This is a genomic window from Nocardioides sp. (assembly GCF_024509035.1).
Classification (GTDB): domain Bacteria; phylum Actinomycetota; class Actinomycetes; order Propionibacteriales; family Nocardioidaceae; genus Nocardioides.
This window is the reverse complement of record NZ_JANINT010000224.1, coordinates 1-12,515: the sequence shown is the minus strand read 5'-3', so window position 1 is coordinate 12,515 and position 12,515 is coordinate 1. Positions and strand designations below refer to the sequence as shown.

The window sequence follows — 12,515 nt, the reverse complement described above, 5'->3', positions numbered from 1 at the left end:
CGAGGAGCTGCGCGAGAACTCCCAGCTGCTCGTCATCACCCACCAGAAGCGCACGATGGAGGTCGGCGACGCGCTCTACGGCGTCACCATGCGCGGTGACGGCGTGTCTGCGGTGATCAGCCAGCGGCTGCGCGACGCCGAGTCCGCCTGATGGCGGACCGGCCGGACCGGCCCACCCGCGCGGCGTACGTCCACTGGGAGCAGGCGACCACGCGCTGGGCCGACATCGACGTCTACGGGCACATGAACAACGCCCGCTACTTCGAGCTCATCGACACCATGGTCAACAACCACCTGGCCGCCGCGACCGGCACCGACATCCGGCGGCTGCCGGCGATCGGCGTCGTGGCGGAGGTGTCGTGCCGCTACTTCGCGGAGGTCGGCTACCCCGAGCCGGTCGACCTCGGTCTGGTCGTCGAGCGGGTCGGCACCTCCTCGGTCGTCTACCGCGTCGGGATCTTCCAGGGCGACCCCGTAGGCAGGGGAGCCCGGGCCGCGGCCGAGGGCCGGTTCGTGCACGTGTACGTCGACAACACCGACCCGGCCCGCCCGGTCACCCCGATCCCCGACGTGATCCGCGTCGCGATCGAGCCGCTCCTGCGCGCCTGAGGTCTCGCACGACCATCCGTGTGGCACGGTGGAGGCCGGGGTACCTGACACGTGTCCGGCCCTGTCCTCGTTCGTTCCCGGTCTCGGAGGTGTGCCCCGGTGCTGCCCGTCGTCGTCGCGATGGTCCTGATCCTGCTGCTGGCGGGTCTGGTGGTGCTCTACGTCGCCTACCCCCACCGCGGCGAGCAGATCCCGGCCGCACCCTGGCTCGGCGACGCGATGAGCAAGGCCGTCGACGCTGCGCCGGTGATCATCGAGGGGGAGCACGAGGCCCATGAGGGCTCGCGGCTCCACGACGAGCACGCCGTCGCGGTGGAGGGCGCGGAGCCCGCTCGCCGGCGTGCGTCCTGATCCACCCCCTCTGGTTGGATTGACCCCATGGATGCTGTGCTTCTCCTGATCATCGCCATCGCCGTGGTGGCGCTCGGCCTCATCGCGGCGGTCGTCGGCCTGGTGGTGACGGGTCGCCGCAAGCCCGCGCCGTTGCCGGACACCCACACCGGGGTCATCGTCCAGACGCCCGAGGAGGCCGCGGCCGGGATGCCGCCGGTCGAGGTCGGCGCACCGCCGGCCACGATCGAGCCGGAGGCGCCTGCCGCTCCGGGCGTCGAGAAGCCCGAAGGCACCGCGTCGCGCCTGGTGCGCCTGCGCCAGCGGCTCGCCGGCTCGCAGGGCGGCCTCGGCCGCGGCCTGCTGGCGCTGCTCTCGCGCGATCGCCTCGACGAGGACACGTGGGAGTCGATCGAGGACACCCTGCTGACCGCCGACGTCGGTGTCGCGCCGACCCAGGAGCTCGTCGAGCGGCTGCGCACCCGGCTGCGGGTCGAGGGCGCGCACGACGACGTGCGCGCGGTGCTGCGCGAGGAGCTGCTGACCCTGGTCGACCCGACCATGGACCGCAGCCTGCACGTGAGCGGCCTCGACGGCATGCCGGGCGTGGTGCTGGTCGTCGGCGTCAACGGCTCCGGCAAGACCACCACCGTCGGCAAGATCTCGCGCATCCTGGTCGCCGACGACCGCAAGGTCGTGCTCGGCGCCGCTGACACCTTCCGCGCCGCCGCCGTCGAGCAGCTGGCCACCTGGGGTGAGCGCGTCGGCGTCGACGTCGTGCGCGGTCCCGAGGGCACCGACCCGGCCAGCGTCGCGTTCGAGGCCGTGAAGGAGGGCGTCGACACCGACGCCGACACCGTCATCGTCGACACCGCCGGCCGGCTGCAGAACAAGGCCGGCCTCATGGACGAGCTCGGCAAGGTCAAGCGCGTCATCGAGAAGCAGGCCCCGGTCACCGAGGTCCTGCTCGTCCTCGACGCCACCACCGGCCAGAACGGCCTGATCCAGGCCCGCGTGTTCAGCGAGGTCGTCAACGTCACCGGCATCGTGCTCACCAAGCTCGACGGCTCGGCCAAGGGCGGCATCGTCGTCCAGGTCCAGCGCGAGCTCGGCGTGCCCGTCAAGCTCGTGGGCCTGGGGGAGGGCGCCGACGACCTGGCGCCGTTCGACGCCGGCGCCTTCGTGGACGCACTGCTCGGCTGACCGGCTGGTGCCTCGGCCCCGCGTGGCCGTAACACGGAAGTAACGCCAGACCAGAACTCGTTGCACCGCCGCAACATGGCGCGGCGTACGTCGAAACCTCCGGCCAACAAGGTGTTCGCCAATGGGGCGGACCCCGGAGCGACAGTGCAGTCGAGGCCGCGACCGCCCTCCCGAGATGTGATCCCTGGAGGTTCTGTGGACGGCTACTACGCCTTCATGCTGGTGGCGACGGCCCTCGTCCTGATGATGACCGTGCCGGCGCTGGCGCTCTTCTACGGCGGCATGAGCCGCTCGAAGTCCGTGCTGAACATGATGATGATGTCGTACGTCGCGATGGGCGTCGTGGCCATCGTGTACGTGCTGTGGGGCTGGTCGATGACCTTCGGTCCCAACGACGTCGGCGGTCTCTTCGCCAACCCGTTCGACCTGTTCGGCCTCAAGGACGTGTCGTCCGACGGCTACATCGCCGTGATGTTCCAGATGACCTTCGCCGCCATCACCGCAGCGCTCATCTCGGGAGCGATCGCGGACCGCGTGAAGCTGTCGGCCTGGGTGGTCTTCCTTCCCTTCTGGGTGACCCTGAGCTACTTCCCGATCGGTCACATGGTGTGGGGCGGCGGCTTCATCTCCGAGCACTTCGGCGCTCAGGACTACGCAGGCGGCACCGTCGTCCACATCAACGCCGGTGTGGCCGGCCTCGTGCTCGCGCTCGTGATCGGCAAGCGGGTCGGCTTCGGCAAGGAGCCGATGCGGCCGCACAACCTGACGCTCACGATGCTCGGCGCCGGCCTGCTGTGGTTCGGTTGGTACGGCTTCAACGTGGGCTCGATCGTCTTCTCCGGCGCCACGGACGAGGAGAACATCGCCCAGTTCTACTCCGAGACCGGTGTCACCTTCCTGAACACCACGATCGCGACCTGCGCAGCGATGCTCGCCTGGCTGCTGGTCGAGCGCCTGCTCCACGGCAAGGCCACCTCGCTCGGCGCGGCCTCGGGCATCGTCGCGGGCCTCGTGGCGATCACCCCCTCGTGCGGTGCCGTCGAGCTCCCCGGAGCGATCCTCATCGGTGCGGTCGCGGGCGCGGCGTGTGCGTGGGCAGTCGGCCTGAAGTACAAGGTCGGCATGGACGACTCGCTCGACGTGGTCGGCGTCCACCTGGTCGGCGGCATCATCGGCACTGTGCTCATCGGCCTGGTGTCCTCGTCCGACGCCCCGGGCGGCATCGACGGTCTCCTCTACGGCGGCGGCCTGGGCTCCCTCGGCGACCAGGTGATGGCTGCGCTCATCGCGATCGTCTGGTCGGCCGTGTTCACGGCGATCATCGCCTTCGCCATCAAGTTCACCATCGGGTGGCGGGTCTCGGAGGAGGCCGAGGTCGACAGCATCGACTTCGCCCAGCACGGTGAGACGGCGTACGACCTGCACACCGGGCTCGGGGGTGCTGGCACCTCGACCTCCGTCCTCGCCAAGAACACCGTCTCCGAAGGAGCGAACGCATGAAGCTCGTGACCGCGGTGATCAAGCCGCACAAGTGGGAGGACGTCCGCGAGGCCCTCGAGACCTTCGGCGTGACGGGCATGACCGTCAGCGAGGTCAGCGGCTACGGCCGCCAGAAGGGCCACACCGAGGTCTACCGGGGCGCGGAGTACGACATCGCCCTCGTGCCCAAGATCCGCATCGAGATCGTGGTCGGCGACGACGACGCCGACGACGTGGTGGGGATCATCGTCAAGACCGCGCAGACCGGCCGGATCGGGGACGGCAAGGTCTGGGTGAGCCCGGTCGACACGGTCGTCCGGGTCCGCACCGGCGACAAGGACGCCGCGGCCCTCTGACGCACCCGCGACACCACGCGGCCCGGCTCCCCGCTGAGGGGCCGGGCCGCGCTGTGTCCGGCATCATCGATCGCACCATCCAGCCCAGGAGTCGTACATGTTGCTCGTCACCGCGGTCGTCAAGCCGCACAAGTGGGAGGCCGTCCGGGTCGCCCTCGAGACGCTCGGCGTCAGCGGGATGACCGTCAGCGAGGTCAGCGGCTACGGCCGTCAGAAGGGCCACAAGGAGGTCTACCGGGGCGCCGAGTACGACGTGACGCTCGTGCCCAAGCTCCGCGTGGAGATCGTGGTGGCCGACGCGGACTCGGACGCCGTCGTCGACGCGATCGTCGCCGCCGGCGCGACCGGCCAGATCGGGGACGGCAAGGTCTGGGTCTCGCCCGTCCAGTCGGTCGTCCGGGTGCGCACCGGCGAGCGGGACGAGAGCGCGCTCTGAGCCGGGGACGACGCCGGTGACCGCCTCGGACCGGGTCGAGCGGACTGCCGCCGCCGATGCGCTGTGCGCGGAGGCGTACGAGGGGTGCGGCGGGCCGGAGAGCGGAGCCGCCCTGGTCGCGGTCGGTGGCTACGGCCGGTCGGAGCTCGCGCCGTACTCCGACCTCGACGTGGTGCTGGTCTCCGACGAGGGCGTCGAGGTCCGGTCGGTGGCCGAGCAGGTCTGGTACCCGCTGTGGGACTCCGGCGCCCGGCTCGACCACTCCGTGCGCACCCTGCCCGAGATGCTGGCCGCCGCTGAGGGGGACCTCAAGGTCGCGCTCGGTCTCCTCGACGTGCGCCACCTCGCCGGTGACCCGGCGCTGACGATGCGGCTGCGCACCACGATGCTCGCCCACTGGCGGCGCAGCGCCCGCGAGCGGCTGCCCGCGCTGCGCGACCTGGTGCGCTCGCGCCACGACCTCATCGGCGAGCTCGCCCACCTCTCGGTGCCCGACGTGAAGGAGGCCGAGGGCGGGCTGCGCGACGCGACCGTGCTCAAGGCGCTCGTCGCGACCTGGCTCGTCGACGTGCCGCATGTCGACCTCGAGCGCACCCGGCTCGCGCTGCTGGACGTGCGCGACGCGGTGCAGGCGACGGCGAACCGGGCCAGCGACCGGATCGCGCCGGAGATGTGGGAGGACGTCGCCCACCGGCTCGAGCTCGACGACGCCCGGGCCGCGCAGGTGCACGTGCGGGAGCTCGGCCGCCGGATCACCCACCTCTCCCACCTGACGTGGCGCCGGGTCGAGGCGGTGCTCGCCCGCCCGGCGTCGTACCGCGGCGCCCGACGGCCCTCGCTCACCCCGCTCGCGCCCGGCGTGGCGCTCTCGGCGGGCGAGGTCGTGCTCGACAACCGGGCGCGGCCCGCCGACGACCCCGCGCTGCTGCTGCGCGCCGCCGCGCTCGCCGCCGAGCACGACGCGGTGCTGGCCCCGGCCACAGCGGCCCGGTTGGTGCGCGAGTGTGCTCCGCTGCCCACACCGTGGCCGGTCGAGGCGCGTCAGCTGCTGGTGCGGCTGCTCGCCTCCGGACGCGGCCTGCTCGGCGTCTGGGAGACCCTCGAGGAGACCGGTGCGCTCGACGGCTTCCTGCCCGAGTGGGAGCGGATCCGGCTCCTGCCGCACGCCTCGCCGATCCACCGGTTCACCGTCGACCGGCACGTCGTGGAGACCTGCGTCGAGGCCTCGGCGCTGATCCGCTCGGTCGCGCGGCCGGACGTGCTCATGGTCGCCGCGCTGCTGCACGACATCGGCAAGGGCGGCCTGACCGAGCACAGCATCGCCGGCGAGCCACTGGCCCGGGCCGCGGCCGAGCGGATGGGCTTCGCGCCGGACGCCGTCGACCTCATCGGCCGGCTGGTCCGGTGGCACCTGCTGCTCGCGGAGACCGCCACCACCCGCGACCCCGACGACCCGGCCACCGTCGAGCGCGTCGCCTCGCGCCTGAGGTCGGCCGAGGCGTTGGACCTGCTCGCCGCCCTCACCGAGGCCGACGCCCGTGCCACCGCGCCCAAGGCGTGGTCGTCGTGGCGTGCGGGGCTGGTCCGTGACCTCGCTCGCCGGGCGCGGGCCTCCCTCGACTCCGGGGCCCGGCTGCCCGCCGTCGCGAGCGAGGAGCTCGACGTACCGCGCGAGGTGCGCCGCGGCGGCACGTCGATCGCCGTCGCGGCCGTCGGCGACGGCTCGCGGATCACGGTGATCGCCCCCGACCGGGTGGGCCTGCTCGCCGACCTGGCCGCGACGCTGGCGCTCCAGCGGATCCCGGTGCGGGCCGCGCGCGCCTGGGCGCAGGACCAGTACGGCGTCTCCGTGTGGGAGGTGGGGGAGCCCGACGTGGACGCGGCGGTCCTGCGACAGCGGTTCGGTGCCGTGGTCGAAGGCCAGGTCGACGTGTCCCGGCGGCTGCGACCCACCGCCGCAGACGCGCTGGACCCGAGCGTGGTGGTGCGACCCGAGGCCTCCGACCAGTCCACCGTCCTCGAGGTGCGCGCCGCGGACCGGCTCGGCGTGATCCACCTGGTGTGTGCCGCGCTCGCCGCCCTCGACGTCGCCGTCCGCTCCGCCCACGTCGACACGCTCGGCCCCCAGGCCGTGGACGTGTTCTACCTGCAGGAGTCCTCCGCGGGCGTGCTGTCGGACCAGCGGGCCGCCGAAGCCGCCCACGCCGTCCGCGCCGCGCTGACTGCGGCGGACTGAGGGCTGAGGGTTTCGGCTGCTGGCAGCCGATCCCCGCACGACACGCCGGTACGCCTCGGCGTGTCGTGCGGGTTTGGGCTGCCAGCAGCCGAAACCGGCAATGCCCGCCCGCGACCCAGGGCCGACTAGGCTGGGCGGGTCTCTGACCGCTCCGGCACGTAGGACCACGACTTGTTCGCCACACTCTCCGACCGGCTCGCCGACACCTTCAAGAACCTTCGGGGGAAGGGTCGGCTCTCCGAGGCCGACATCGACGCGACCGCGCGCGAGATCCGCATCGCCCTCCTCGAGGCCGACGTGGCGCTGCCCGTGGTCAAGGAGTTCGTCGGCGCCGTCAAGGAGCGCGCCCGCGGCGAGGAGGTCAGCCAGGCGCTGAACCCCGCCCAGCAGGTCGTCAAGATCGTCAACGAGGAGCTCGTCGCGATCCTCGGCGGCGAGACCCGCCGGCTGCGCTACGCCAAGACCGGCCCGACCGTCATCATGCTCGCCGGCCTCCAGGGCGCGGGCAAGACGACGCTGGCCGCCAAGCTCGCGCTGTGGCTCAAGGAGCAGGGCAAGAGCCCGCTGCTCGTGGCGGCCGACCTCCAGCGCCCCAACGCGGTCAACCAGCTGCAGGTCAACGGCGAGCGCGCCGGCGTACCCGTCTTCGCACCCGAGCCCGGCAACGGCGTCGGCAACCCCGTCGGCGTCGCGCGGGCCTCCATCGAGGAGGCCACCCGCAAGCTCCACGACGTCGTGATCGTCGACACCGCCGGCCGCCTCGGCGTCGACGCCGAGATGATGCAGCAGGCCGCGGACATCCGCGACGCCGTGCAGCCCGACGAGGTGCTCTTCGTCGTCGACGCGATGATCGGTCAGGACGCCGTCGTCACCGCGCAGGCCTTCCTCGACGGCGTCGGGTACGACGGCGTCGTGCTCACCAAGCTCGACGGTGACGCCCGCGGTGGTGCCGCGCTCTCGATCGCCTCGATCACCGGCAAGCCGGTCATGTTCGCCTCCAACGGCGAGAAGCTCACCGACTTCGACCTCTTCCACCCCGACCGCATGGCCTCGCGCATCCTCGACATGGGTGACGTGATGACCCTGATCGAGCAGGCCGAGAAGGCCTTCGACCAGGAGCAGGCCGCCAAGGCCGCCGGCAAGCTCCAGACCGGCGACTTCACCCTCGACGACTTCCTCGAGCAGATGCAGCAGGTCCGCAAGCTCGGCTCGATGTCGAAGATCATGGGGATGCTGCCCGGGATGGGCCAGTTCCGCGAGCAGCTGGAGAACTTCGACGAGCGCGAGATCGACCGCATCCAGGCGATCATCCAGTCGATGACCCCGGCCGAGCGGGCCAACCCCAAGATCATCGACGGCTCCCGCCGGGCCCGCATCGCGCGCGGTTCGGGGCGCCAGGTCTCCGACGTCAACCAGCTCGTCGACCGGTTCTTCGAGGCCCGCAAGATGATGCAGTCGCTCGCCAAGGGCGGCTCGATCCCCGGGATGCCGGGCATGCCCGGGATGCCGGGCATGGGCAAGCGGGCCAAGGCCAAGCAGCCTCCCAAGAAGGGCAAGGGCGGCAAGCGCGTCTCCGGCAACCCGGCCAAGGCCGCCCAGCAGGCCGCCGCGCAGAAGGAGAAGGCCCAGTCCGCCCCCGCCAACCCGTTCGGCGCCCCCGCCGGCGAGGAGGAGATGGACTACGAGAAGGCCGCCGCGGCCCTCAACCTCCCCAAGGACTTCTCCAAGTTCCTGAAGTGAGACGCCCAGCCGTCACCGAGCGAAGCTCGCTGACGGCGTCGGGCGGCCAGGTCGAGCGAGCGACACGACCGAGGAACGAGGTCGCGCGAGCGCGTCGAGACCCACCGAGCTGAGAGGAACGTGATGCCCTCCACCCTCGTCGTTGACGCCGCCAACGTGGTGGGCAGCAGGCCCGACGGCTGGTGGAAGGACCGCGCGGGCGCGGCCCGCCGGCTGCACGAGCAGCTGATGCTCGCCGACACGGGGTACGACGACGTGGTGCTCGTCCTCGAGGGCGGTGCCAAGGGTGGGGTGAAGGCGGGTCGCGACGGTCACGTGCGCACCGTCCACGCGAAGGGCCACGGCGACGACACGATCCTCTCGCAGGCGCGTGCTGCGGCGGCCGGCGGCCGCGTCGCGGTGGTCACCGCGGACCGCATGCTCCAGGCGCGGGTCCAGGGGGTCGGTGCGGTCGCGCTCAGCCCGTCCTGGCTACTCGACCAGCTGTAACGCCGTGTTACCGGATCTTCCGACCATGCTGCACCAGGGTGGGAAGAGCGGGTGAACGGGCGTTACAGCGAGTCAGACCGACACCCGGGCGATCGCGAGCGACACCGCACCCACGACCTCGGCCCGGTCACCGAGGTCGCCGGAGACGACGGTGAGCGCGGCGGCCGTGTCGGGCTGGGCGAAGCGGTCGACGGCGGCCCGGATCCCCGCGCCCAACGACGGCGACGCACCGAGCGACCCACCGACGACCACGCGCTCGGGGTTGAGGTTGTTGCACAGGTCGGCGAGCGCCCGGCCGATCGCGCGGCCGGCGTCGCTGAGCACCCGGCGTACCCCCGCGTCGCCGGCGTCGTCGAGCGCGAGGATGCGCTCGATCGAGAGCGGCACGTCGTACGCCGGCTGCAGGAGCGCCACCAGGCGGGGTGCGGACACCAGCGTCTCGAGGCAGCCCCGGTTGCCGCACCGGCAGACCTGGCCGTGCTCGTCGACCTGCACGTGGCCGAGCTCGCCGGCGATGCCGGTGCTGCCGCGGTGCAGCCGGCCACCGAGCACGATGCCGGCGCCCAGGCCGCTGGCGACCTTGACGTAGACCAGGTCCGAGGCGCCGCGCGCCGCACCCTGGCCGAGCTCGGCCAGCGCGCCGAGGTTCGCGTCGTTGTCGGCGAACACGGGGACGCCGAGACGGCGGCGCAGCTCGTCGGCGGGGGAGAGCTCGCGCCAGCCGCGCAGGATGCCCGTCTGGATGCTGGCCGAGCGCCGGTCGAGGGGAGCCGGCACGCACATGCCGACCGCGTGCAGGTCGCCCGGCTCGAGCCCCGCTGCGGCCAGTGCCTCCCGGACCATCCGCGCGGCCCGGTCCAGCGCGTGGGTCCCGTCCTCGTCGACGTCCATGTCGGCGATCTCCTCGGCCAGCACCGTCCCGACCCGGTCGGCCACCGCCACGCGCACGTGCCCGTGCCCGACGTCCACCCCGGCGACGGCGCCACCAGGCGTGCTGAGCGCGACCAGCAGCGGCGGCCGCCCGCTGCCGCCCTTGTGCGGTCGGCCGCGATCGGCCGTCTCCACCACGTGGCCGCTGGCGATCAGGTCGCCGACGAGGCTGGACACCGTCGTGCGCGAGAGGCCGGTGCCGCGCACCAGGTCGGCGCGGCTCATCGGCCCCTCCGCCGCGAGCAGCGTGGTGATCGAACGCCGGTTGGTCTCCCGGAGCCGCTCGAGGGAGCTGGTCGTCGCCATGGGCGCCGAGCCTAGGCGGGATTCGTCCGGAAGAAGAACAAACAACCGCCCGTCTCGCGATCTTTCCGCATTGACTCGGACTATTCGCCTTCCTACGTTGAGTGACGCGCATCACTTCTTGATCTCGGCAAGGAGAACACATGTCCCGCGTCCCCCCGTCCCGTCACGCACGCCGTCGAGCGAGGCTCCTCGCCGCCGCCGCGGCGTCCGCACTGGCCGCCGTCCTGCTGCAGTCCCAGACCGTCGCCGGTGGCGCGGCCGCCGACGAGACACCGCCGTACCAGGACCCGGACCTGCCCGTCGCCACCCGCGTCGCCGACCTGCTGGGACGCATGTCGCTCGCGGAGAAGATCGGCCAGATGGCCCAGGCCGAGCGGGTCGACATCGACGCCGATCCCTCGCTGATCACCGAGCACCGGCTCGGCAGCGTGCTGTCCGGAGGCGGCTCGGTGCCCGACCCGAACACCCCCGAGGCATGGGCCGACATGGTCGACCGCTACCAGCAGGCAGCGCTCGCCACCCCGCTCGGCATCCCGCTGCTGTACGGCGTCGACTCGGTCCACGGGCACGGCAACCTGCTCGGCGCGACGGTCTTCCCGCACAACATCGGCCTCGGCGCGACGCGCGACCCGGCGCTGGTGGAGAAGATCGCCCACATCACCGCCGAGGAGACCCGGGCCAGCGGACCGCAGTGGGCGTTCGCCCCCTGCCTCTGCGTGGCCCGCGACGACCGCTGGGGCCGCACCTACGAGAGCTTCGGCGAGACGCCGGCGCTGGTCGAGTCGATGGAGACCGCCATCGACGGGCTCCAGGGCCGCCCCGGGCAGCTCGACGAGCCCGATCGCGTGCTCGCCTCGGCGAAGCACTTCGCCGGCGACGGCCTGACCACCTACGACGATGCGGCCGCCGGCACGGGCGCCTACCCGATCGACCAGGGCATCGACCGCGTCACCCGTGCCGAGTTCGACCGGCTCGCGCTCGCGCCGTACGTCCCGGCGATCAAGGAGCACCACGTCGGCACGATCATGCCGTCGTTCTCCAGCACCGACTTCAACGGTGGCGGCACCGACGACGCGGTCAAGATGCACGCCAACGGCGAGCTCCTCACCGGCTGGCTCAAGGAGCAGCAGGGCTTCGACGGGTTCGTGATCTCCGACTGGCGGGCGATCCGCCAGCTCCCGGGCACGTACGCCGAGCAGGTCGAGGCGTCGGTCAACGCGGGCGTCGACATGTTCATGGAGCCGATCCAGGCGCCCAACAACCCGTCGGGCTGGGACGAGTTCATCCCGACGCTGACCCAGCTCGTCGACACCGGCGACGTGTCGATGGCGCGCATCGACGACGCGGTCTCGCGCATCCTCACCGCGAAGTTCGAGCTCGGCCTCTTCGAGCACCCGTTCACCGACCGCACTCACCTCGGCGACATCGGCAGCAAGGCCCACCATGCGGTGGCCCGGCGCGCGGTGTCCGAGAGCCAGGTGCTGCTGCGCAACCAGCGCCACACCCTGCCGCTGCGCGGCAAGCACGACGTCTACGTCGCCGGCAGCAACGCCGACAACATCGGCAACCAGGCCGGCGGCTGGACCCTGACCTGGCAGGGCGGGTCGGCCAACGTCATCCCCGGCACCACGATCCTCGACGGCATCGAGCAGGCGGCCCGCGGCGACGTGACCTACAGCGAGACGGCGACGGCGCGCGTCCCGCGCAAGGCCGACGGCATCGTGGTGGTCGGCGAGACGCCGTACGCCGAGGGCTTCGGTGACGTCGGCGGTCCGCAGTGGGCCTACGACCCCGCCGACAACGGCGTCCCGCGACCGGAGCAGACGATGCGGCTCTCCGAGGCCGACACCCAGGCGATCGAGACGGTCTGCGAGCGGGCGAAGTCGTGCACCGTGGTCGTGGTCTCGGGCCGCCCGATGGTGATCCCGCCGTCGCTCCTGCGCCAGATCGACGCGCTCGTGGCCTCCTGGCTGCCGGGCAGCGAGGGCGCGGGGGTCGGCGACGTCCTGTTCGGCCGCCGCCCGTTCACCGGCAAGCTGCCGGTGAGCTGGCCCCGGAGCGTCGCCCAGGAGCCGATCAACGTCGGCGACCGTGGCTACGACCCGCTCTACCGCTATGGCTTCGGCCTGCGCACCCGCTGACCACGGATCGGCGGGGGTCGTGCCCCGGACGCAGCCGGTACGCCCGGTAGCGTCCGGGGCATGGCCGCGTCCACACCCGCCCTCCGGTTCTCCGGGCCCGTGCTGCCCGACGGCGAGCCGCGCACGCTCTATGTCCGCGACGGCGAGGTGACCTATGAGCCGGTCGCCGGTGCCGAGGGTGGTGTCGACGGTTGGATCGTCCCCGGCCTGGTCGACGCCCACTGCCACCTCGGGCTCGACGACGACGGCGCGATCTCGCA

General features: G+C 72.3%; 11 protein-coding genes and 1 pseudogene. 11 read left to right on the top strand and 1 reads right to left on the bottom strand.

The annotated features are described in order from the left end of the window. The first annotated feature begins 150 nt into the window (after positions 1-150). From Q0L15_RS15905 to Q0L15_RS15865, 9 genes are all read left to right on the top strand, one after another. Positions 151-609, top strand: a complete 459-nt coding sequence (locus Q0L15_RS15905; RefSeq protein WP_296605429.1) for a thioesterase family protein — start codon at positions 151-153, stop codon at positions 607-609. Positions 610-708: 99 nt separating this feature from the next. After that, a complete protein-coding gene (locus Q0L15_RS15900) occupies positions 709-960 on the top strand; it encodes a hypothetical protein (RefSeq protein ID WP_296605428.1) in 252 nt (83 codons plus the stop codon). Between the two features lie 27 nt (positions 961-987). After that, complete coding sequence (ftsY, locus tag Q0L15_RS15895; protein WP_296605427.1) at positions 988-2,142, top strand: signal recognition particle-docking protein FtsY; 1,155 nt, start codon at positions 988-990, stop codon at positions 2,140-2,142. A 195-nt stretch (positions 2,143-2,337) separates the two neighbouring features. After that, a complete protein-coding gene (locus tag Q0L15_RS15890) occupies positions 2,338-3,642 on the top strand; it encodes an ammonium transporter (protein ID WP_296605426.1) in 1,305 nt (434 codons plus the stop codon). Beyond that, complete coding sequence (locus Q0L15_RS15885; RefSeq protein WP_296605425.1) at positions 3,639-3,977, top strand: P-II family nitrogen regulator; 339 nt, start codon at positions 3,639-3,641, stop codon at positions 3,975-3,977. Before Q0L15_RS15890 ends, Q0L15_RS15885 begins: the two co-directional genes overlap by 4 nt. 97 nt (positions 3,978-4,074) lie before the next feature. Continuing rightward, complete coding sequence (locus tag Q0L15_RS15880; RefSeq protein WP_296605424.1) at positions 4,075-4,413, top strand: P-II family nitrogen regulator; 339 nt, start codon at positions 4,075-4,077, stop codon at positions 4,411-4,413. Positions 4,414-4,429: 16 nt separating this feature from the next. Further along, positions 4,430-6,649: a [protein-PII] uridylyltransferase gene (locus tag Q0L15_RS15875; protein ID WP_296605423.1), complete on the top strand. Its 2,220-nt coding sequence runs from the start codon at positions 4,430-4,432 to the stop codon at positions 6,647-6,649. A 171-nt stretch (positions 6,650-6,820) separates the two neighbouring features. Then, entirely contained in the window at positions 6,821-8,389 is a 1,569-nt protein-coding gene (gene ffh / locus Q0L15_RS15870; RefSeq protein ID WP_296605422.1) for a signal recognition particle protein, read from the top strand. 123 nt (positions 8,390-8,512) lie between these two features. Further along, positions 8,513-8,878: a hypothetical protein gene (locus Q0L15_RS15865; protein ID WP_296605421.1), complete on the top strand. Its 366-nt coding sequence runs from the start codon at positions 8,513-8,515 to the stop codon at positions 8,876-8,878. Positions 8,879-8,950: 72 nt separating this feature from the next. On the opposite strand, the gene Q0L15_RS15860 is transcribed toward Q0L15_RS15865, so the two are convergent. Beyond that, positions 8,951-10,114, bottom strand: coding sequence for an ROK family transcriptional regulator (locus Q0L15_RS15860; RefSeq protein WP_296605420.1), 1,164 nt, complete (start codon positions 10,112-10,114; stop codon positions 8,951-8,953). Positions 10,115-10,254: 140 nt separating this feature from the next. On the opposite strand from Q0L15_RS15860, the gene Q0L15_RS15855 reads away from it, so the two are divergent. Then, positions 10,255-12,255: a glycoside hydrolase family 3 protein gene (locus Q0L15_RS15855; RefSeq protein WP_296605419.1), complete on the top strand. Its 2,001-nt coding sequence runs from the start codon at positions 10,255-10,257 to the stop codon at positions 12,253-12,255. A 60-nt stretch (positions 12,256-12,315) separates the two neighbouring features. Continuing rightward, positions 12,316-12,515, top strand: a pseudogene (locus tag Q0L15_RS15850) (amidohydrolase); the annotation flags it as partial.

Coding starts and splice junctions, on each gene's coding strand:
- Q0L15_RS15905 (WP_296605429.1), top strand. CDS start 151: ATGGCGGACCGGCCGGACCGGCCCACCCGCGCGGCGTACGTCCACTGG.
- ftsY (WP_296605427.1), top strand. CDS start 988: ATGGATGCTGTGCTTCTCCTGATCATCGCCATCGCCGTGGTGGCGCTC.
- Q0L15_RS15885 (WP_296605425.1), top strand. CDS start 3,639: ATGAAGCTCGTGACCGCGGTGATCAAGCCGCACAAGTGGGAGGACGTC.
- Q0L15_RS15880 (WP_296605424.1), top strand. CDS start 4,075: ATGTTGCTCGTCACCGCGGTCGTCAAGCCGCACAAGTGGGAGGCCGTC.
- Q0L15_RS15865 (WP_296605421.1), top strand. CDS start 8,513: ATGCCCTCCACCCTCGTCGTTGACGCCGCCAACGTGGTGGGCAGCAGG.
- Q0L15_RS15860 (WP_296605420.1), bottom strand. CDS start 10,114: ATGGCGACGACCAGCTCCCTCGAGCGGCTCCGGGAGACCAACCGGCGT.
- Q0L15_RS15855 (WP_296605419.1), top strand. CDS start 10,255: ATGTCCCGCGTCCCCCCGTCCCGTCACGCACGCCGTCGAGCGAGGCTC.